The sequence below is a fragment of the Sarcina sp. DSM 11001 genome (genome assembly GCF_900101015.1).
Taxonomy (GTDB): Bacteria; Bacillota; Clostridia; order Lachnospirales; family Lachnospiraceae; genus CAG-791.
The window spans coordinates 68,175-89,700 of the sequence record NZ_FNFZ01000009.1 but is presented as its reverse complement, the minus strand read 5'-3'; the positions used below and the strand labels follow the sequence as shown (position 1 = coordinate 89,700).

17 protein-coding genes are annotated in these 21,526 nt (G+C 53.4%); 12 read left to right on the top strand and 5 right to left on the bottom strand.

Features of this window, described 5'->3' with window-relative positions:
- Positions 1-201: 201 nt before the first annotated feature.
- Both BLT02_RS06370 and BLT02_RS06365 read right to left on the bottom strand, forming a co-directional pair.
- Positions 202-1,446: an ABC transporter permease gene (locus BLT02_RS06370; protein WP_175453722.1), complete on the bottom strand. Its 1,245-nt coding sequence runs from the start codon at positions 1,444-1,446 to the stop codon at positions 202-204.
- Positions 1,439-2,770 (bottom strand): ATP-binding cassette domain-containing protein, encoded by a 1,332-nt coding sequence (locus tag BLT02_RS06365; protein ID WP_242869717.1) that lies wholly within the window; start codon positions 2,768-2,770, stop codon positions 1,439-1,441. The genes BLT02_RS06370 and BLT02_RS06365 overlap by 8 nt, the downstream gene beginning before the upstream one ends.
- 412 nt (positions 2,771-3,182) lie before the next feature.
- On the opposite strand from BLT02_RS06365, the gene BLT02_RS06360 reads away from it, so the two are divergent.
- From BLT02_RS06360 to BLT02_RS06345, 4 genes are all read left to right on the top strand, one after another.
- The gene (locus tag BLT02_RS06360; RefSeq protein ID WP_092992696.1) at positions 3,183-3,416 is read left to right on the top strand and encodes a hypothetical protein; all 234 of its coding nucleotides are present in this window, start codon (positions 3,183-3,185) and stop codon (positions 3,414-3,416) included.
- A gap of 33 nt (positions 3,417-3,449) precedes the next feature.
- Positions 3,450-4,547, top strand: a complete 1,098-nt coding sequence (locus BLT02_RS06355) for an ABC transporter substrate-binding protein (protein WP_207649388.1) — start codon at positions 3,450-3,452, stop codon at positions 4,545-4,547.
- Complete coding sequence (locus BLT02_RS06350; protein WP_092992694.1) at positions 4,544-6,223, top strand: ABC transporter permease; 1,680 nt, start codon at positions 4,544-4,546, stop codon at positions 6,221-6,223. Before BLT02_RS06355 ends, BLT02_RS06350 begins: the two co-directional genes overlap by 4 nt.
- Positions 6,224-6,336: 113 nt before the next feature.
- Complete coding sequence (locus tag BLT02_RS06345; RefSeq protein ID WP_092992692.1) at positions 6,337-7,404, top strand: ABC transporter ATP-binding protein; 1,068 nt, start codon at positions 6,337-6,339, stop codon at positions 7,402-7,404.
- 186 nt (positions 7,405-7,590) lie between these two features.
- Here the strand turns inward: BLT02_RS06345 and BLT02_RS06340 are convergent, their stop codons facing one another.
- Positions 7,591-8,703, bottom strand: a complete 1,113-nt coding sequence (locus BLT02_RS06340; RefSeq protein WP_092992690.1) for a cation diffusion facilitator family transporter — start codon at positions 8,701-8,703, stop codon at positions 7,591-7,593.
- Positions 8,704-9,329: 626 nt separating this feature from the next.
- Here BLT02_RS06340 and BLT02_RS06335 point away from each other — a divergent pair.
- Positions 9,330-9,980 carry a M15 family metallopeptidase gene (locus BLT02_RS06335; protein ID WP_242869716.1) on the top strand — a complete coding sequence of 217 codons (651 nt, stop codon included), beginning with the start codon at positions 9,330-9,332 and terminating at the stop codon, positions 9,978-9,980.
- A gap of 117 nt (positions 9,981-10,097) precedes the next feature.
- Positions 10,098-11,939, top strand: coding sequence for a transporter substrate-binding domain-containing protein (locus BLT02_RS06330; RefSeq protein WP_092992688.1), 1,842 nt, complete (start codon positions 10,098-10,100; stop codon positions 11,937-11,939).
- Between the two features lie 118 nt (positions 11,940-12,057).
- On the opposite strand, the gene BLT02_RS06325 is transcribed toward BLT02_RS06330, so the two are convergent.
- On the bottom strand, positions 12,058-13,641 hold the full coding sequence (locus BLT02_RS06325; protein WP_092992686.1) for a glucose-6-phosphate isomerase: 1,584 nt from the start codon (positions 13,639-13,641) through the stop codon (positions 12,058-12,060).
- A 672-nt stretch (positions 13,642-14,313) separates the two neighbouring features.
- Between BLT02_RS06325 and BLT02_RS06315 the strand changes: the two genes are divergently transcribed.
- Together BLT02_RS06315 and BLT02_RS06310 are read left to right on the top strand one after the other, a co-directional pair.
- A complete protein-coding gene (locus tag BLT02_RS06315; RefSeq protein WP_092992682.1) occupies positions 14,314-15,243 on the top strand; it encodes a PLP-dependent cysteine synthase family protein in 930 nt (309 codons plus the stop codon).
- Positions 15,244-15,393: 150 nt separating this feature from the next.
- Positions 15,394-16,527 carry an AAA family ATPase gene (locus BLT02_RS06310; protein ID WP_092992680.1) on the top strand — a complete coding sequence of 378 codons (1,134 nt, stop codon included), beginning with the start codon at positions 15,394-15,396 and terminating at the stop codon, positions 16,525-16,527.
- A 78-nt stretch (positions 16,528-16,605) separates the two neighbouring features.
- Here the strand turns inward: BLT02_RS06310 and BLT02_RS17115 are convergent, their stop codons facing one another.
- Entirely contained in the window at positions 16,606-16,758 is a 153-nt protein-coding gene (locus tag BLT02_RS17115; RefSeq protein WP_175453721.1) for a hypothetical protein, read from the bottom strand.
- 120 nt (positions 16,759-16,878) lie between these two features.
- Here BLT02_RS17115 and BLT02_RS06305 point away from each other — a divergent pair, with 120 nt between their 5' ends.
- The 4 genes from BLT02_RS06305 to BLT02_RS06290 all read left to right on the top strand — a co-directional run bounded on the left by BLT02_RS06305 (position 16,879) and on the right by BLT02_RS06290 (position 21,325).
- Positions 16,879-17,553, top strand: a complete 675-nt coding sequence (locus BLT02_RS06305; protein ID WP_092992678.1) for a response regulator transcription factor — start codon at positions 16,879-16,881, stop codon at positions 17,551-17,553.
- Between the two features lie 46 nt (positions 17,554-17,599).
- Positions 17,600-19,216, top strand: coding sequence for a sensor histidine kinase (locus BLT02_RS06300; protein ID WP_092992676.1), 1,617 nt, complete (start codon positions 17,600-17,602; stop codon positions 19,214-19,216).
- A gap of 168 nt (positions 19,217-19,384) precedes the next feature.
- The gene (locus tag BLT02_RS06295; protein WP_092992674.1) at positions 19,385-19,921 is read left to right on the top strand and encodes a PepSY domain-containing protein; all 537 of its coding nucleotides are present in this window, start codon (positions 19,385-19,387) and stop codon (positions 19,919-19,921) included.
- 342 nt (positions 19,922-20,263) lie between these two features.
- Positions 20,264-21,325 (top strand): LacI family DNA-binding transcriptional regulator, encoded by a 1,062-nt coding sequence (locus BLT02_RS06290; protein ID WP_092992672.1) that lies wholly within the window; start codon positions 20,264-20,266, stop codon positions 21,323-21,325.
- Positions 21,326-21,526 lie beyond the last annotated feature (201 nt).

Genomic DNA, 21,526 nt, shown 5'->3' with positions numbered 1-21,526 from the left:
TTGAATGAATGACAGTCTTCTGCTGAATGACTGCTTATTGTTATAGGATCGTTTTCTGTCGAAAGAACGTTCCTGTTGAATGATCGTTCCTGTTGAATGATCGTTTTCTGTTGAAATTAAAGACGGAAATCCTTTGTGCTGCACACAGAGGGTTTCCGTCTTTAATAGTTTTTGTCTGTATAATGTGTCTTAAGGCCTTACCTATCGCTTGTCCTTGTCAATAAACTCCATGACAGCGATGGAAAGGATGCCGAAGAGTACAGCGAATATGACCAGGGACATCCAGCAGGAAAAGACATTTGCCTCGGTCTTTTCGAAATCAACACTGTAGGCGGCGGCTGAGGATTTGCCCTGGATGATATCTCTGACCTGACGCCAGCCGACGATTTCTATCAGTTCCCAGACGGTGGTCCGGATCGTGAAGGTCTGCTGCCTCTCTTCAACCAGGTCGGGGCTGTCGACCGCCGAATCGATGATATTGCCCATGGTAAACCCGGGAAGGGCCTCCATGTCCCGGAATTCCTTCACGGATTCGTTGTTGCTCTTAGAGAGAAATTCGAGGACCTGACCGTAGGTCAGTGTCACTTCTATTTTCTCATTGCGCATGCTGAACAGGGAATTCCATCCCGTCACCATCGGCAGGCTGTCGTAGTCCGCCTGCGCGGCAATGCATTTGAGGCCGTAATTGGAGATGGTCATATTGGACAGGAAGGAAGTCCATTCCGGCAGTTCAAAGAAACCACCGGAAAAGACCAGTTGGAAGATCAGGATGAAGGGCATGACCGTCATCGCTGCTGTCGTGGTGTGGGCGATACAGGAGATCAGCAGGGCCATCATGTCCGAGGCATAGGTGATCAGGAAGATCGTGACCGAGAGATCCATGATCATGAGGGGAAAGAACATGCCTTCAGTCGGGATCTTCATCTGCATCATCCGGAAAATATAGAGCGTCAGACCGGTCTGGAGCAGACACAGAATGGCCTGGTAGATCATATGAGAGACGATATAAGACGATATATGCATACCCGAGCGGTGCTCCCGCTTGATGATGTCCCTCTCCCGGCAGATGACCTGGATGGAGTTAAAACATCCGTTCCAGAGACAGACGCAGGCGATGGCAAAAGACCCCCGGATCGTCCCTTCCATCGTCACGAACATGCTCCCCCTGATCACCAGGGCGACCGTGCCCGCGACAAGGGCTGCCATGGGAAAGGTTTTCCATTCATTCTGGTAAACAAACATGCGGAGGAGTTTTCTCAGATAGATCCCGACCTGCAGCACCCTGCCTCTGTGCTCTCTCTTTCTGGAATATACGGCCGGTCTGTCCGCTGAAACGCCTGACGGATCATCCGCCGGATTGACGGCGGGAGTCTCTGCTGCTATATCTGCTGTATTTTGCATTGAATCATCAGCGGCAGGAGAAGTATTCTGTCTGATTTCAGCCATGCTGCACCTCCACATATTTCATGATATATTCGTCCGCCTTGCCTTCGCCGCCTTCCTCTGTCCGGTTGACGCTCATGACGATCTCTTCCATCCGCTCTTTCCCGAAGAAAGCTCTCGCTTCTTCTATAGTACCGTAAAAGGCGAGCCGTCCGGTCCGGTGGGAATCCTTTGCCAGGACGATCACGTCGTCGAACAGATCGATCACGCGGTCCGGCGTGTGGGTGATGACGATCACGATCTTGCCCTGATCGGCGGTCTCACGGAGCTTCTGCATCAGGGCCCTTGCCATAACGCCGTCCAGACCGGAATCCGGTTCATCCAGAATGAAGAGGGAAGGATTGGAGAGCAGTTCCATCGCGATAGAGAGCCGCTTTTTCTGGCCGCCGGAAAGTTTTTCCACCAGACTGTTTTTCAGGGGCGTCAGGCCGAAAATGTCCATCACCTCGTTTACCCGCCCGACGAGGTCGGCGTGTGTGAGGTCAAGGGGGAGCCTGAGCAGGGCTGTGTCCATCAGTGTGTGAAAGACGGTGTCCTTGCTGCGCATCAGGTCCTGCTGGGGGACAAATCCCACCTCGTACTGCATTTTTTTGTACTCGGCATAAATGTCCGACCCATTCAGAGTCATTTTTGCCTTCGCTTTTTCATAGCCGTTCACGGCATTGAGGAAGGTCGTCTTCCCCGCACCGGAGCCGCCCAGGAGCAGGACCATCCTGCCGGGACGGATATACATATGAATATCGCGCAGCAGGTATTTTTTCTTGAAAAAATCGAATACGCTGCGGTCCTCCAGGTTGATCGTCAGCCCCTGATCCATTTCCGCGGCTTTTTTACCGGAAAAGACAGACAGGGAGTCGGATCTCATTTCCGGGACTTTCATCCGGGGGTTCATGTCGGACTTGAATCCAAAGATCATCGCGGCGATGCCGTCGAATATCATCCAGAGAATGATCCAGCGCTTTTGGACACCGTACATATCGATGATCCCGAAATATACACGGATAGAATAAATAAACGCGACGATGTACAAAGTGGATGCGATCAATGTAAAAATGCCGGTAAAAAGCCTGTCGATCGCCAGGATCGCGCTCAGGGATGCCAGGATGTCGAACAGATCGGTCACAGCCAGGACCATGCCCTCTTCTTCCTTGTCCGCACATTTGGCAAGCATATAATTTCTTGCACAGGGGATCAGGGCCCACCAGGATTTAACGCCGGATTTCTGCAGCATTTTCCATAATCCTATGATAAAGAGAATGCGCAGGATAATCATGGGTGTACTGTAAGTACCCAGAACGATTATCAGTATTATTTTCAGGAACTGCATGGATGTCCTCCTTCCCTCAAGGCTTCTTTATGTTTTGTTCCGTAGATTGTTCCGCGTATTGTTTCGCTGCTTATTACATTATAAATTATTACATCAAAAATGAATCTGATAAATTAATCTGATAAATAAGTCTGTGATCAATGCCGGTCTGTCATAACTGCAATCTAATACAGTATAGCATATTTGCAGGAGGATTACGAACTGTCCGTGTGATTCTCTGCCCGGCTGTACACGCTGTCTGTGTGACTCTCTGACCTGTTTCCTGCCCGCTGTCAGCAAGACTTCCCGGCCGGCTCTGCCCGCTGTCCACTTGACAAAAATCTGATAGATGGGTACTGTTACGGTACTGTTTTTTGTCCGCTGTCAGCATTCAACGTCTGCTGTCAGCATGCATGAGGAGGTGGGTAAGGCAATGAATAATTTTGATGCCTACGTAACAAATATCGTATATGGGATCATTCTGCTCCTGGGATATAATTTCTGCGGGATCATCCCCACGATTCTGGGATTTCTGACCTGGTTCGCGATTGACAAGCTGGCGGGACCAAAGTTTGAAAATGAGAAAAAGACAGAGATCGTCAGTCTCGCAGCAGGGATCGCTGTGGCGGTCATCAGCGCGGTGATCCTGAAAAAGCTGCTATTTTAAAAAGAAAAATCTTTATAACAGGAGGTGTTTTTTATGATAACCAGACAGTTTGTCAAACGGGCAGTTTCTATTTTTGTGGCAGGCGCGATGGCGGTGAGCCTGGCGGCCTGCGGCGGCAATAAGGAGGGCTCCACATCCGGGAACGCCGGGGCAGTGACTGAGGCCGCCGGCAGCAGCGATGTTTCAGGAAAGGTCGTTATTTATACATCCATGTATGAAGATATCATCGACAACATGGAAACAGAGCTGGAAAAGGTCTTCCCGGATCTGGATGTGGAGTTTTTCCAGGGCGGATCGGGCACGATCCAGTCCAAGATCGCGGCAGAAATGGATGCCGGCAAAATGGGCTGCGACATCCTGATGGTCGCGGAGCCCTCTTATGCCCTGCAGCTCAAAGAGGCAGGAATCCTGCATCCCCATCCTTTTGCCGAGGCCGACAAGCTGGTCTTTGATTACGACCCCGACGGATACTGGTATCCTGTGCGTGTATGCAACATGGTCCTTGCCTACAATCCTGAGAAATACTCCAGGGATGATCTGCCCCTTTCCATGAAGGATTTCGCGGAAAATGACTCCATGAAGGGAAAACTGTCCATGAGCAATCCCCTGACATCAGGAACAGCCTATTGCTCCATGGTCGGCCTGCTTGATAAATACGGCGAGGATTATTTAAAGGCTCTGGGAAATCAGAATGTCGCGATCGAATCCGGTTCCGTCGCCCTGACCAAGCTTGAGACAGGGGAATGCAGCGAGATCATGGTCCTGGAGGAATCTGTTTTAAAGAAGAGGGAAGAAGAGGGCTCCGCGCTGGAGGTCATCTATCCCGAGGACGGCTCGATCCCGGTCCCTTCGCCCATTATGATTATCGATGAGAAGTATTCCGCCAACGCCAATATTGCCGCGGCGGAAGCGGTCCAGGAGTATTTCCTTTCTCCCGCGGGCCAGCAGCTGGTCATCAACGGGTGGATGTACGGCGTCAGAAGCGATGTAGAAGAATATCCCTACGATGCAGTGCCTCTTTCCGAACTTATGAAAAACACCATTCCTGTGGACTGGGAGAAGTGCTATAAGCAGAGGGAGGAGATCCGCACACTTCTGCAGGAGCATCTGACTGTCCCTGAAGCAAAATGATGAAGAAATTCACTTTTGACATCAAATGGATATTGATCGCGGGAATCATAGGGTTTCTGCTGGTATTTCAGGTCTTCCCGCTGGTCTATCTGCTCTTCCGCGCTTTTTTCGCGACGGGGCATTTTTCCCTTGAGAGCTTTGCAAGGATCTATTCCTACGCGCTGAACTGGACCTGTCTGAAAAACACCCTGTTCACGGCGCTGCTGTCCATGGTGTTCGGAGTCCTGATCGCCTTTCCGCTGGCCTGGCTTGTCGGACGCACGAACCTGCACGGCAGGAGGATCTTCAGGACCCTGTTCGTGATGACCTATATGGTGCCGCCCTATGTCGGCGCCATGGCCTGGCTCCGTCTGTTGAATCCGTCGGTCGGTACGCTCAACGTTTTTTTACAGAAGATCTTCGGGCTGGCCGGGATGCCCTTCAATATTTACACGACAGGCGGCCTGGTCTGGGTCCTGACGACCTTCTATTACCCCTATGCCTTCATCACGATCTCGCGCGCCATGGAAAAGATGGATCCTTCGCTGGAGGAGGCTTCCCGCATCTCAGGGGCCTCCCCTCTCAAGACCCTGTTCACCGTGACCATCCCCCTCATGCTGCCTTCGATCGCGGCTGCGGGGCTTCTGGTCTTTGTGGCGGCCGCGTCCTGCTACGGCATTCCTTCGATCATCGGCGCCCCGGGCAAGATCTATACTGTGACGACCAGGATCGTCGACTATGTCTATGTGGGGTCGCAGCAGGGCCTGACCGATGCGACAGTGCTCGCGGTCTTTCTCATGCTGCTCGCCATGGTCATCCTGTACGTCTCCAATTTTGTCATAGGGAAAAAGGACTATATCACCGTGTCCGGAAAGTCAGTCCGTCCGGCTGTCGTTGACCTCGGCAGATGGAACCTGCCGATCACGATCCTGGTGGGAGCCTTTGCTTTTATCGTTGTGATCCTTCCCTTCGCAACGGTCTTTATGACCTCTTTTACTGTCAACATGGGGAAATCCCTTTTTGCGGCGGGAAATATGACGACCAAATACTGGGGGATCATTTTTTCCCGCAAGTCCATCATAAAGTCCTTCCGGAACAGTGTCTTTTCGGCACTCTGGGCGGCGACCCTGGGCATGATCGTCTGCGTGATCATGGCCTATCTGTTGAAGCGGACCAATGTAAAGGGAAAGGCGGTCCCCGATTTTCTGATCACGGTGGGATCCGGCACACCCAGTGTCGTCATCGCTCTCGCGCTCATCATGACCATGTCGGGACGTTTTGGCATCAATATCTACAATACGATGGCGATCCTGGTCGTTGCCTACATGATCAAATATATGCTCATGGGAATGCGGACCGTGGTCTCTGCCATCTCGCAGATCAGCCCCTCCCTGGAGGAGGCTGCCCAGATCTCCGGAGCCGGCTGGCTCAGGCGAATGAAAGATGTGGTCCTGCCCCTCACAGCACCCTCTGTTGTCGCCGGCTGGTTTTTGATCTTCATGCCCTGCTTCTATGAGCTGACCATGTCCAACCTGCTCTACTCCGACAATACCAAGACACTGGGCGTGGAGCTTTATCTCTACCAGACCTACCACAGCCAGCAGACCGCTTCCGCCCTGGCGGCGGCGATCCTGATCCTCGTCGCGGTGCTGAATATCCTGATGAACAGGCTGACAAAGGGAAAATTTTCCATCTAAAGAGCGCGGAGTTACTATACACGCCCTTCGAGAGGGTGTGGATAGTTACAGCGCGGAAGCTTCCGGGACGGGATCTGGAGACGGACAAAAGAATTTGGAAGAGGAGGACAGGCATGTCGGTCATTACTATTGATCATGTGACAAAACAATTCGGGGACACGGTTGTACTCAGAGAATTCACGGATGAGTTTAAAGAAGGGGAGTTTATCACCCTGTTAGGACCTTCGGGCTGCGGCAAGACGACGATGCTGCGGATGATCGCAGGGTTCGAGAAGCCTTCGTCCGGTGAGATCCGGATCGACGGGGACCTGGTCAGTTCCCGGGATGTGCTGGTCCCTCCGGAGGAGCGGGGGATCGGCATGGTTTTTCAGTCCTATGCCGTCTGGCCTCACATGAATGTCTTTGACAATGTGGCCTACCCCCTCAAGATCCGCAAAAGGCCAAAGGAAGAGATTCGTGAAAAGGTGGAGCGGATCCTGGAGATCGTCCATCTGAGCAGGTTCGCTCAGCGCATGCCCTCCGAGCTTTCCGGCGGGCAGCAGCAGAGGGTCGCCCTGGGACGGGCCCTTGTCGCGGAGCCCAGGGTCCTGTTGCTGGACGAGCCGCTCTCCAATCTGGACGCAGTCCTCCGCGAGCGGATGCGGTTTGAAATCAAGGAGATTCAGAAAAAGCTGGGGATCAATGTCGTCTATGTCACCCATGACCAGAGTGAGGCCATGACGATGTCCGACAGGGTCTTTGTCATCAATTCCGGGATCATCCAGCAGGTGGACAGCCCCGTGAACATTTACCGGAAGCCCAAAAACCAGTTTGTGGCGGATTTTGTCGGCAAGGTCAATTTCCTCAAGGGGACTTCCGCGGACGGACGGATCCGGCTGGAGGGCATTGAGGATATCCTGCCCTATGACGGGGACGTGACCGGAAAGGTGGATGTCGCGATCCGTCCCGAAAATCTCAGGATCATCGGAGGAGAAGCGCACCTGCACGGGAAGATCGTGTCTGAGTTTTTCATGGGCGACGTCAATGACTGCCGGGTGCAGATCGGGGAAAAAGAACTGAGGGTGATCTCGGATGCTTCCACCTACGGGAAGTTCGGCAGAGAGGAGACCATCGGCCTGGAGATCTCCGATTTTCTGGTCTTTCCTGATAATGGAGAGGACTTTGACGAGATCCTGACGTGAGGATCATTTGCCTGATGACTTTTGAAATTGCATGTCTTTTGCATGTCTTTAAAAACCGGGACAGGAGGTTTTGCCTTCTGTCCCGGTTTTTTTGGCTCCGACATACCGAAGGTTTGTTGGATGCAGCACTGATGCAGTGCGGAAAACATTGTCTGTCCCGGATCGGCCCGGTACGTTTTCTCCGCATCAGTCCGAAACATCCCGGTCCGGCTGGATGTGGAGGGAAAAATCAGGGTATTCCGTCTGCACTTCCTGCCTGATGTGCGCGAACAGGCCGGCCGGATCCGGGGCGGAATAGTCGATCACGATATCGAACCGTAGGGTTTTTTCTTCGAGGCTGCAGAAAAAACCGTGAATCTGGAGGATGTACTCATGAGACATCACGATCTCGGTCACTCTTGACTGGATCTCCAGGACCTGGTTATTGGAAGTGTTATGTGAATAAATGCCGACAGCCGTGACAACTACGCCGGTCTGCTCCATGACTCTGCGGGCGATCCCGCGGCTGAGCAGGTCGATATTGTCCGCAGTACAGGTGTCGGGAACCTCTACGTGGACGGAGGCGATCCACCGGTCCGGTCCGTAGCTTGTGAGGACCAGGTCGTAGACGCCCAGAATGCCGTCCGTTTCAAGAACAGCCTGCCGCACGGACCGGCTCAGCTCACTGTCAGGCCGTTCCCCCAGGATCTTGCTGATGGTTTCGAGGATCATGTCGACACCGGATCTGATGATATACGCGGCGATTGCAATACCCAGCCAGGCTTCCAGGCTGATTCCGGAGGCAAGGAAAATGACGGCGGCGGCAAGGGTGGAGGCGGAGATCACGGCATCCAGCCGGGCGTCCTCGCCGGAGTTGACCAGGGAGTCGGAATTGAGCTCCTTTCCTCTGGCTTTCACATACCTGCCCAGCAGGAGCTTTACGATGACGGCAGCGGCGATGAGGAGGAGCGTTAATTTCGAGTAGTACGGGGTCTCCGGATGCAGGACCTTTTTGAAGGATTCTATAAAGGCAGTGAGCCCTGCATAGAGTATGATGACGGAAATGACGGCGGCGCTGAGATATTCATAGCGCCCGTGACCAAAGGGATGGTCTCTGTCCGCAGGCCTTCCGGCCAGCTTTGTCCCCATGATCGTGATGACGGAAGAGAGGGCGTCGCTGAGATTATTGACGGCATCCAGCACAATGGCGATCGAGTTTGACAACAGGCCGACGCCTGCCTTACCGGCAGCCAGCAGAATATTGACCATGATCCCGACAAGGCTTGTCCGGATGATCATTTTTTCGCGATTGTCCTTCATGGTTTTCTCCTTTTATAGGAAAATTATAGGAAAACGCAGGCGGTCTGTGTGCCTGAAAAGAAAGCCCTGATCGTTTACAGAACCGTTTATAGAACACGCAGGCGGGCACAGGGCCTGCAGGCAGATCCTGAAGTCTGGCGGATCGGAAGGATCCGTTCCTGAACAGATTACTCTTTTACATTATATCTTTCAACCCGTTTCCCCTTATACAGATTCTTTGGAAGTTTTGCCTTAAACGCATAGAGAAGATCTGCCAACGCCTGCCTGTAATGATATGTGATCGTCCCGGTATCATATTGACATGTGAAATAGAACGACTGTATAATGATGGAAACGAGGAACACTGCGACAAGCGGTTGACCTCGGAAGTTAAGAGTTATCTAAAGCGTAGACAACCGTCACTGTGCCGAGTGGCGGTTGTTGCTTTTTACGCGAATTGTGATGGTAAAACCAAACACATGAATAGTCAGCGTAATGGGCAAGATTTTGCCATGATCCATGTTATAATGTGATTGTCAGACGAAGAGGATTGGATCGGGAACGGTTTTAAAGACAATCGGGCTTTTAAGGACAACCCGGCTTTTAAAATAACCGGATATTTAATGACAGCAGGGAGGGTGGGAAAATTGAAGGAACCAAAGCGCGAGATGGATTCTTCCGCATTTGTCATTCTGGCAGATTATGTTCCGAATGTGATCCAGGAGATCCGTTATCATTCGACCTACAATTTCATCGGAGAGAGGATCGACGGCTATGAGGAGCCGGCTGCCCTTATTACGCTTGAAGCCGCGAGGGCGCTGAAAAGCGCGGGCAAGGAACTGCATGTGATGGGATACCAGATGAAGATCTTTGATGCCTACCGCCCAGCGAGAGCTGTGAAGCATTTTGTGCTGTGGGGGCTTGAGGACCAGGATATCCGCATGAAGCAGTATTTTTATCCGGATCTGGAAAAAGAGGAACTGTTCAACGCCGGATATATCGCCAAACAGTCCAGCCACAGCCGGGGAAGCACGGTGGATCTGACTTTGCTGGAGATGCGTACGGGCAGGGAAGTGGACATGGGAAGTCCCTTTGACTTTTTCGGAGAGATCTCCCATTCTGATTTCAGGGGGATCACGGAGGAGCAGTATGCGAACCGTATGCTCCTGCGGAGCGTCATGATGAGAAACGGATTTTTGCCGTTTCCCTTTGAGTGGTGGCATTTTACGCTGGAAAATGAGCCGTTCACAGAGACGTATTTTGATTTTCCTGTCTGTGCTTCTTCATTGAGAAAATGAGCCGGACTTCCCTTTTACGCGTGTATCCCGTGTCTGAAGATGCGGGATCGTACCCACAATGAAGCGGGTTTCCCTTTTACGCGTGTGTCCCATGTCTGAAGACACGGGTATTACGCGATGAAGAATAAACACAAATGGAAGACAGGTTTTGACGCCGGAAAGGTATGTGGTATGTTTGCGAATCGGCATCGAGAATCAGGGCAGAGATGGAAGGTCGGATTACGGGAGATTTTTCTTTTCCGGTGGACAGCCCTGGCCCTGTGTGCGGCTGTTCTGTCCGCGGCCGCTTTCCCTGTTTCTGTTTTTGCGGAGGAAAATGAGAGCCAGACGGTGCGGGTCGGGTACTACGAGAAGGAGGGGTTCGAGGAGACGGCATCGGAGGGCTCGGCCAGAAGGGGATATGCCTACGAATATTATCTCAGGCTGGCACAATACACGGGCTGGAAGTATGAGTATGTGTACGGCAGCTTCTCCGACCTTTATGAAGACCTGGCAGAGGGCGAGGTCGATCTTATGGCGGGTCTGACATGGACACAGGACCGCGCCGAAACGATCAGATATCCTGTTTCTCCCATGGGGAACGAACCCTGCAGCCTGCTCAGGCATGATACGGACACGGAGATCACTTCGGATCCTGCCACGCTGGAGGACAGGAGGATCGGCGTTCTGAACGGAGCCGCTGTCAGCCTGCTCCGGGACTTTTTGAACAGCCATTCCGTCTATGCGGAAGTGGTGACCTATGAGGATTATGACGCTCTCCGGAAGGATTTCAAAGACCATGAGATCGATGTGCTCGCTGTGGAGGGGAACGGCGCCTATGGTCAGAAACACGCGCAGATCATTGCGGTCTTCGGCACTTCCGATTATTTTCTCTGTGTGAGTCCGGACAGGACTGACCTGCTGGAACAGCTGAATGCTGCCCAGGCGCAGCTTCTGGCCGATGAGCCCGCTTATCTGAATATCCTCAGCGCGAAATATGCCCCGGAAAGCATTGAAAACAGGGCGTTTGCGCCGGAGGAAGAGGAGTGGATAGAGGACCACGATTCGCTGAAGGCCGGCTGCCTCTTTCACTGCCTGCCCTACAGCGACGCGGACAAGACCGGTCAGATGACCGGGCTTGTGACGGACATTCTGCCTGAGATCATGGAAAATCTCGGGATCGAAGAGATGAAAACAGAATGGCAGGGATTCGAAAATTATGAAGAAATGATCGCGGCGCTGGCAGAGGGGAGCATCGATATCGCCTTCCCTGTGAGCGGAGATCTGTACTACGCGGAGGAAAATGGCTTTTATCAGTCAGATCCGGTCATCACGACAGCCATAGAACTGGTCTATCGGGGCGAATACAAGAGAGATAAAAAGGCCCGCTTTGCCGTGAACGAAAACAACAGGATGCAGGATGACAGTATCCGTATTCTGTTTCCGGAGGCAGAGCTTGTCGCCTTCTCTTCCATAGAGGAGTGCCTCGAAGCGGTCGTTTCCGGAGAGGCGGATTTTACCATTCTCAACGGGCTGAGGGCTGACGATATACTCAGGAACAGAAAATACCGGGAGCTCGGATGCATTCAGACCGGTCGGCAGGAGGAGATCTGCCTGGGTGTCGCTGCCGGGAACGGGAGTCTGCTGAGACTGCTGAACCGGGGCATTCGTGCCCTGGACGAAGACTATGCGCTCAGCAGGTCCTATCGCTACAGGGAAGGCCTGTATGCCTATACGACGGCAGACCTGCTGGCAGACAATCTGGGCCTGTTCTGGGCCGTGATCCTGGGAATCTTTGCTATTATTATCTTTTTCCATGTGCGCGACAAATACCGCCTGAGAAAAAGGCTGCTTATGCTGGAGGCGGCAGCCGGTTCCGGCAGCGGACCGGATAGAACGGAGGCCATAGAAGATCAAAGGGAGGAAAGCCAAAGGGAAGAAAGCCAAAGGGAAGAAAACCACAGGGAAGAAACACAGTGAGAAAAGAAAACCGCAGGTTCCGGGGGGATAAAAGACCGGAAACCTGCGGTTTATTATGCCTCAATAAATGGTACTGACGGCGATCAGACTGGACAGCGATCAGACCACCGGACAATGATCAAATCTCGAACAGGTCTGCGTAGGCCTTGAGGGCACCGTCTGTCTCATGAGCGAGGACGCGCTTGGCGAGAAGCTTGCCGAGCTGGACGCCTTCCTGGTCGAAGCTGTTCAGGTTCCAGATGAAGCCTTGGAACATGACTTTGTTCTCAAAGTGGGCCAGCAGGGCGCCGAGGGCTTCGGGAGTGAGCTGGTCGGCGATGATGATGCTGGAGGGACGGCCGCCGGCGAATGCCTTGTTGGGATTCTCATCTTCCTTGCCGCAGGCAAATGCCATGATCTGGGCGACTACGTTGGCACACAGCTTTTTCTGGCTGGTGCTGCCCTGGATATCGACGTCCATGCCGAACTGACTGTCCTTGAAGCCGATGAACTGCATCGGGATGATGTTGGTGCCCTGGTGCAGGAGCTGGTAGAAGGAGTGCTGGCCGTTTGTGCCGGGTTCGCCGAAGATCACGGGGCCGGTCACATAGTCGACGGGCTCGCCGAAGCGGTTGACGGATTTGCCGTTGGATTCCATATCAAGCTGCTGCAGGTGGGCGGGGAAGCGGCTCAGGGCCTGGGAGTAAGGCAGAACAGCCGTGCATCCATAGCCTTCCACGCCGCGCTCATAAGCGCCGATCAGGGCGTCGAGCAGAGCAGGGTTCTGGCAGATATCGGGGTTCAGGGCGGTCTTGTCCGCCTCATGGGCACCGTTCAGGATGCGGGCAAAGATCTCCGGACCGAAGGCCAGGGAGAGGATGACACCGCCGACACAGGAGGAAGAGGAATAACGTCCGCCGATATAATCATCCATGAAGAAGGCTTCCAGATACTCCGTGCTGGTGGCCAGCGGGGAAGTCTCGCTGGTGACGGCGAGCATATGTCTGGAGGGATCCACACCGGCATCGCGCAGAGCGTCGCGGACGAAGGACTCATTGGTCAGGGTCTCCAGTGTCGTGCCGGACTTGGAGACGACGATGAACAGGGAGTGGGGGATATCGACAGATTTCAGGACAGCGGCTGCATCGTCAGGATCCACGTTGCTGATGAAGCGCGCTTCCATTTTCAGGGTGTCGTTCTGCTTTGCCCAGTTCTCCAGAGCGATGTAGAGGGCGCGGGGACCCAGATCGCTTCCGCCGATACCGATCTGCACGACGGTGGTGAATTTCTCGCCCGCCGCATTGGTGATCTGGCCGGTATGTACCTTGTTTGCGAACTCGGCGGCCTTCTGCTGCTGGCCATAATAGAATTCGCGCTTGTTGACGCCGTCGGCGATGACGTCTTTGCCCAGCTGGCCGCGGCAGAGCTGGTGGAGGACCAGACGCTTCTCACCGGTGTTGATCACAGCGCCGTCCAGGAGCTCTTTATATTTTTCGATCAGCTGCTGCTCTTTTGCCAGCTCGGCGAAAACGGCGAGAGAATCGTCGTCAACCGCCTTTGCGGCGAAATTATATTTCATTCCGCAGGCCATGGGGACACTGTATTTTGCCACGCGCTCCGCGGCTTCTTCACCGGACATGGCCTCAACGAGGTTTACCTTGCCCTTCAATGCCATAAATTTTTTATAAACAGCCAGTGTGTCGAGATTTTTCCAGGAAATCATTTTAAAGATCCTCCTTAACAAAAACGTGCAATACTAACAATACTTAACGGCGATACATTGCGGCAGCAGGAGAGATTTCGCTGCCGGCCGCTCGCTGACCGGAAACGAAATGTCCTGACTGCAAATGGAGCAAGCGCGATCGATACTGTTTTGTATACCAGTGTGCGCCTCGTTTTTTCTGAAGTAATAATGCGGGATCTGTCTGAGACGGGCCACCGGACCGCAGCCATATATTATCTCGATTATAAAGTATGAATGTGCATGTTGTCCAGTTTTCAGGGGCAAAAGGGGGACTTTTTGAGCACTTTTGGTCAATAATCACAAGTTGACCAGTCATGTGTGAAACTGCCTTATGGCATGCGCGCAGGCCGTTGAATAAAGTGTGCAGGCTGGTCATGTACAGCATCACTACAGCCTCCGCGCCGGGGCTCATGGCCGCACCCCGGTCAGGGCCGCGGGGGAAACGAAAAGAAGGAAAAGAAGGAATGCCAGGCGCCGAGAAAAAGAATGAATTGTGCAAACAGTCCGTTTATTGTATGATAGGAAAATGCGGGTGTAATGAGATTATCCCACTGATCTATATAATCTGTATAGACATTTGTGATTTATACATTTTTGACAGAAGAATTAATCAAGGAATCAGCAGAAGAATTTTACAGGAGAAAACGGGTTATGGTTTATAATAACATTTTGGAAGCCGTCGGAAATACGCCCATGGTGGAGCTGCAGAGAATGCCCGAACCGGGCAGCGCCAGGATACTGGTCAAGGTCGAAGGGCTCAATGTGGGCGGATCCATCAAGACGAGGACCGCGCTCAACATGATCGTGCAGGCGGAAAAACAGGGAATCATCGGTCCCGACACGATCATTGTGGAACCCACGAGCGGAAACCAGGGGATCGGCCTGGCGCTGGTCGGTGCTGTCCGGGGATACCGCACGATCATCATCATGCCGGACTCGGTCAGTGAGGAGCGCGCCAAGCTCGTCCGCCATTACGGGGCGGAGGTCCGGCTGATCCATGACGCCGGCGATATCGGCGCCTGCATCGATGAGTGCCTGCAGACGGCGCTGCGCATGCAGAAAAAAGACCCCAGGGTGTTCGTACCGCAGCAGTTCTCCAACCCCAACAATACCATGGCACAGAAGGATTTCACCGCGCAGGAGATCCTGGACCAGGTGGGAGGACCCATCCACGGTTTCTGCAGCGGCATCGGGACCGGCGGCACCCTGACGGGTATCGGCGAAGTCCTCAGGGAGCACAATCCGGAGATCGAGATCTGGGCTGTGGAACCCGAGAACGCGGCGATCCTGGCCGGAGGCACGATCGGCACCCACATGCAGATGGGCATCGGCGACGGCATCATCCCGGATATTCTCAACCGCGAGATCTATGACGAGATCTGCGTCACGACGGATACCGAAGCGATCGAGACTTCCAAGCGCCTGGCCCGGGAGGAGGGGCTCATGGTCGGAATCTCTTCCGGAACAAACGTGGCGGCCGCCCTCAAACTGGCGAAAAAGCTCGGCCCCGGCAAGACAGTCGTGACTATTCTGCCCGATACAGCCGAGAGATATTTTTCCACGCCCCTTTTCGGAGAATAAATCTTTCGAAGAAACAAGCTTTTCGGAGAATAAATCCTTTCGAAGAAATACTCTTTTCGGAGAATAAATCTTTTCGAAGAAATACTCTTTTCGGAAATAAATCTTTTCTGGAAATAGTCTTTTCGGAAAATAAAAAAACGGGGAAAATCCATGAATAAAGCGGGCAGCAGCAGGATTAAGAAAATCGTCATTACGGGGGGCCCCTGCGCCGGCAAGACGACAGGGATGAGCTGGATCCAGAATACTTTTGAAAAGAACGGGTATACCATGCTTTTCATGCAGGAGCCGGCCACAGAACTCAAAACGGCGGGTATCACACCTATGCGCTGTTCTTCAATGATGTCCTATCAGCTGTTTCAGATGAAGCTGCAGCTGGAAAAGCAGCGGGTGTTTGAGCGCGCTGCCAGAGACATCGCGAACAAGGATCCCGGATCCAGGGTCCTGATCATCTTTGACCGGGGCTTCTTTGACAACAGGGCCTATATGACGGAGGCGGAGTTTGAGCAGGCGCTGGCTCTGCTCGATGTGGACAGGGAGGAAATGCTGCTCAGCTACGACGCTGTCTTCCATCTGGAGACGACCGCAAAGTTTGCCGCCGCTTATTACGGGACAGCGACCAATGCTATCCGGGATGAGTCGCCGGAGGAGGCTGCGGCTCTGGATGACAGGGTCATCAATGCGTGGAAAGAGCATCCTTATTTCCGCGTCATAGAGAACCTGAATGGCTTTGAGGACAAGATGCGGCATCTCATCGCGGAGATCGCTTCTTTTCTGGGTGACCCCGCTCCCTTTGAGATCCGCCGCCGGCTTTTGATCGATAAACCGGATCCCTCTGTTCTGGAGGCGTTTCCGGGCTGTCATCGCTTTGAGATCGAGCAGGTATACCTGCTTGCCCCGCCGGACGAGGAGATCCGCGTCCGCATGCGCAGGGGAGCAAACGGGGTCGTATATTATCTGACCCGTAAAAAGGGGCCTGCCGGCTACAGGAGCCTGATCTCCGAAGGCAGGCTGTCCGAGCGCGAGTACCAGCAGTTTCTGGGCAACGCGGATCCCTCCAGACATATGATCTGCAAGACCCGGTACTGCCTCACCTGGAAACAGCAGTATTTTGAGATAGACCTCTACCCCTTCTGGGAGAACAGGGCGGTCCTGGAGGTCTCCCTCCGGGAGGCAGATGAAAAGATCGCCGTGCCGGATTTCCTCCATGTACAGAGAGATGTATCTGAGGATCCCTGTTACGAAATCTCATATCTGGCACAAAAGCAGGTGCGGGAATCTTTTTAAACGGGACATAAAATATAAACATAAAATATAAAACGGGACGGTCTCTGTGGCAGACACAGAGACCGTCGTCTTTCTTTATCATCTTTTTATCAGCGATCTGTTTTTATCAGCATCCATCTGTTTTTTATCAGTAATCTGTTCTTGGCAGCATCCATCTTTTTTATCAGCTTTTCCGTTTTGCTTTCCATTTGCTTTTCCCGGCTTGTTTTTCATCTGTTTTTCATTTACCATGTGTAGAATCTTTATACAATCTGTGTATGATCCCGGCAGACTGCCATGCCGGAGCTTCCCGGCTGCGGTTAAGAATTGCTGACGGGAACTGCTGATAAGGATACTGAAAGGAGAGCCGACATGAGGATACTGCTTGCAGAGGATGACAGGGCCATAAACCGGGTCATTGTCCGGCGTTTAAAATGGGAGGGCTATTCCGCAGACGCCTGTTTTGACGGCCGGGAAGCCCTCGACTATCTGGATGTGGTGGAGTACGACGCTGTGATCCTGGATGTGATGATGCCCGGGATGGACGGGTTTGAAGTGCTGACCCGGATGCGGGAGCGGGGAGATAAGACCCCGGTTTTGTTTCTGACAGCGCGGGATTCTCTGGCAGACAAGGTGGAGGGACTCGATCTCGGGGCGGACGATTACCTTGTCAAGCCTTTTGAATTTGAGGAGCTTATGGCGCGTCTGCGGGTACTGATCCGGAGAAAGGGCAGTTCAGTCTCAAATGTATACAGCTGCGCGGATCTCACTGTGGACAGCGCACGCCACCGGGTGACACGCGGCGGGACAGAGATCACTCTGACAGCCAGGGAATATGCCCTGTTGGAATATCTGATCCGCAATAAGGGGCTGGTCCTCAGCCGGGACCAGATCGAGACCAATCTCTGGAGCGGGGACTACATTGTCGGATCCAACGTGGTGGATGTCTATATTCGGATGCTGCGGAAAAAAATAGACGCGGACTATTCGCCGAAGCTCATCCAGACTGTCCGGGGTTATGGATATGTACTGAAAGAGCCGGTTTGACATTTCCCGGGTATGGAAATGACGGGTATGATAATGAGGTGTGGAAATGAAGCTTCGGACAAAGCTGACCCTGTGGATCACGGGACTCCTCCTGCTGACGGCTGCCGCACTCACAGCAGCCCTTTTTCTGATTTCCGATACAGCGGAACAGGCTACGGCCAGGAGCACGCTTGAATCCGCCGTCAGCAGCTGCGCCGCGGAGCTGTTGACCGGCCGCGGCCGTGGTCTGCGAGGATACATAGGCCGCACCTATGATAACGGTGCATACCTTCAGGTTTACAGCGGAGATGGCAGCACACTGGAAGCCGGCACGGATATTTTCAGCATACAATCCATGATGCCTGATCTTTTACAGGAAAATGAGCAGGAGCAGGTGTTCCGCGTCACAACGGCTGAGGCGAACGTCTACTGTTACTTTCTGCGGCTTTCCGGAGTGAAAAACGAACGCGGGCGCGGCGGGAAAACAGGTACAGGCGGCAGAACTGACCGCGGAAAATTGAACGGGCGCGGGGAAACGATGTTTTCCGAAGAGCAGGAGAGCTTGGGGGATGCGGGGCCTTCCGATGAGGTCGACGGCTCTGGAGAGACAGATTTTTCCGGGGAGACAGACGTAAGTGCGGGTTTTGACGGAAGCACGGGTTCTGACACAAGAGCGGGCTCCGGCACAAGTGTGAATTCTGACGGCACTGCGGGCACTGACGATATCTGGATCGTGGGCCTCCTGCCGGAGGACAGTATGGCCAATGTCACCACTTCCGTAGTGCGGCTGACCTGTGCGGGTCTGGCAGTCATCGTGTTTCTGGCCGCGCTGGGCAGCTGCGTCATCATCGGACGGTCGCTCCGCCCCCTGCGCAGGATCACGGAATCCGCCCGGGAGATTACCGACGGGTCCGACCTGTCCCGCCGCATTCAGCTTTCACCGGGCAGGGATGAGGTGCATGAGCTTGCGGATACCTTTAATGACATGATGGGACGGCTGGAGCGGTCCTTCGACGCGGAGCGCCGGTTTACAAGCGATGCTTCCCATGAGCTCCGGACGCCGGTCACGGTGATCCTTGCGGAATGCGAGATGGCGGAAAAAATGCCTGAAGACACGGAGGCAGTACAGGAATCTGTCACGGAGATCCACAAGCAGGCGCGGAAAATGTCAGAGCTGATCGGAAAACTCCTGGCCTATACCCGGCTGGAGCAGGGAACGCGCCGGATCGACCGGGAGGAACTGGACCTGTCCGGACTCGTGGAGGACGTATGTGAGGAACAGCGGACAGTAGCTGCGCGGAATATTAAGATTGAGTGCGAAGCTTCCCCTGATGTCCTGGTAAACGGAGACGTTGCCCTGCTTATCAGTCTGGTGCAGAATCTCGTGACAAACGCAGTAAAATATGGAAAAGACGGCGGCCATGTGTGGGTGAAGGTATATTCTGAAGGATCAAAAGCCTGTGTCAGTGTCCGTGACGACGGAATCGGTATCGGGGAGGAGGACCTTGCCTGCATCTGGAACCGCTTTTATCAGGCGGACCGCTCCCGCAGCGACGAAAGCCGGGGAATCGGCCTGGGCCTGAGCCTGGCGCAGCAGATCGCCAGGCTTCACGGCGGCAGGATCACAGCCTCCAGCAGGCCGGGAGAAGGCAGCGAGTTCATCTTTTCAATGCCGGAGGCGTAAAGGATCCCTATTGATCACATCTCTCTCAAAGCTCTCAAATCCGGCACGGGAAATTTTCATCTGTTTTTCATAATGGCTTCATGGTGCTTTCATTTCCACCGGATATAGTAATCATATCGATCCCGGGAACGAAATATATCAGAGTCTTGAATATAAGGAGAAACACTCATGAAAAAATACATTGCGATCATGCTTACAGTCCTTGCGCTTTCCGCGCTTTCTATTACCGCGTTTGCCGCGGATACCACCCAGGCGGGGGAAACCGGAACCTCCGCTTCTGAGGAAGAAAAGTCGACGATCAGCTTTGATCTGACAGAGAAGGAGGCTCTGGCAGCCGCTCTGAAGGACGCAGGAGAAAAGGAAGCAGACGTCACAGTTACTAAAAACAGTCTCTCTGAAAAGGAGACGCAGGATGGCGGTAAAATTGCTGTCTACACTGTGAAATTCAACACAAATACAACCAGCTATAAGTATATTCTGGACGCGGACACCGGAGCGGTCCTTCGCAAGGAATATGTCTACAACAGTCCTGATGTTTCTTTCAAGAACAGGTCTCATGCCGGCGGCCGCGGTGAAGCCGGAGGCAGAAAGCACGGCAAAGGCAGTGATGGAAAAGGCAGTGACGGAAACGGCAGTGGAACGACAGACGGCCAGTCCACGGACGAAACGCAGGAGAACAGCGTTTCCGGAGCCGGCACGATCTGACCGATTGCCGGAAGGCCGCTGCTGAGGGCATAATAGTAATCGACAAAGCTCCGGGGGGGGGACCTGTGCCGCTCCCGGAGCTTTTTCCATGGAGGATATTTTCCGGCAATGTTTTCTGCTGCGCACTGTCTGCCCTGAAAATACAACCGGCGTAATACCCGTGACTTCAGCCATGAGTCAGCGAGTCTTGAATTATACTTCCTTTTTCACAGTGTTTTCATTAAATTCTCAGAACCATAAGTCATATTGAAAGGCATGCGGAAAAACGATGTGCAAAGCACATATTGACCTTGAAGAGGCCCACGGATTCGGGTAAGATAAAGGTACTGGAGGTGGGCGGCGATGGCAAGAGTGACGATAAATATGATAGCTGAAAAAGCCGGTGTGTCCCGCGGCACAGTTGACCGTGTTCTGAACAACCGGTCCTATGTAAAGGCGGATGTGAAAGAAAGAGTTCTGAAGATCGCGAAGCAGATGGGCTACGTATCCCAGAGGGAGATTCATCTGCGGGAGAGGGAGCAGGAATACAAGCCCCTCCGCCTGGGTGTACTTCTTCCGAGCTTCGGCTTCGGTCCCCAGTTCCATGAAGGCGTAGGAGCCGGCATCCGTGAAGCACAGGATGAGCTGGAAAACGCGAACGTGGAGATACGCGTGAAAATGTGCCGGACAGATCTCCCGGAGGAGGCGGCCGGTCTCCTCAAAGAATTTCTGCAGGAGGAAATAGAGGGACTGTCTGTGTGTCTGCCGCAGGATCCCTCTATCGAAAAAGCGCTGCGGGAGATGAAAGAAGCGAACATTCCCATCGTAACCTTCAATTCCGACCTGCCTGATTCCGGGAGAGTCCTGTTTGTGGGGCAGGACATCATACAGTCCGGAAGGCTGGCCGCACAGATCATGTATAACTGCCTCCGGCCGGGAGAGCAGGTGCTCGCCGCTGTCGGAGACATGAAATTCGATGGACACCTGCGGCGGTACCAGGGGTTTTCAGGGCGCATGGCTGAACTGGGGTTTCCGCCCCAAGACATCTTCACGGCGGAGACCTTTAACGATTACAGTACGACGCTCAGGGTCATTGGCGAGGCGCTGCGCAGCCACCCGGATCTGGGAGGCATCTATATGGCCAACCTGAGCGTGACGGCCTGTGCGGAGGCTGTGCGCACCTGCGGCAGGGAAGGAAAGGTGCATGTGATCTGCCATGACATCAACGACGGGATCCGCCGGCTTCTGAAGGAGGGAAGAGTGGATTTTACCATTCCGCAGGACTTTGTCAGGCAGGGACGTGAGCCTCTGATCTGGCTGGTCAGTTACCTGCGCAAAAAGGAACTGCCGGATGCAGAGAGATTTAATGATCTCCAGATTCTCTGCGCGGAAAACATAGGGCCGGACAGAACAGACCGGCAGTGACATATGAACGGTCAGGATATATGAACGGTCAGGATAATAAAAAGCGGATGCCGGAGAGGCATCCGCTTTTTATTATCCTTATTTGTCTGTTCACGCCCTGACGGGGTCGTGACATTTACCAGCGAAAACCCCATCTCAAATTTCTTATGGGATGGGGTTTTCGCTGTTTCACTCGGCTTTTACGTTGAGAGCGTATGAAAA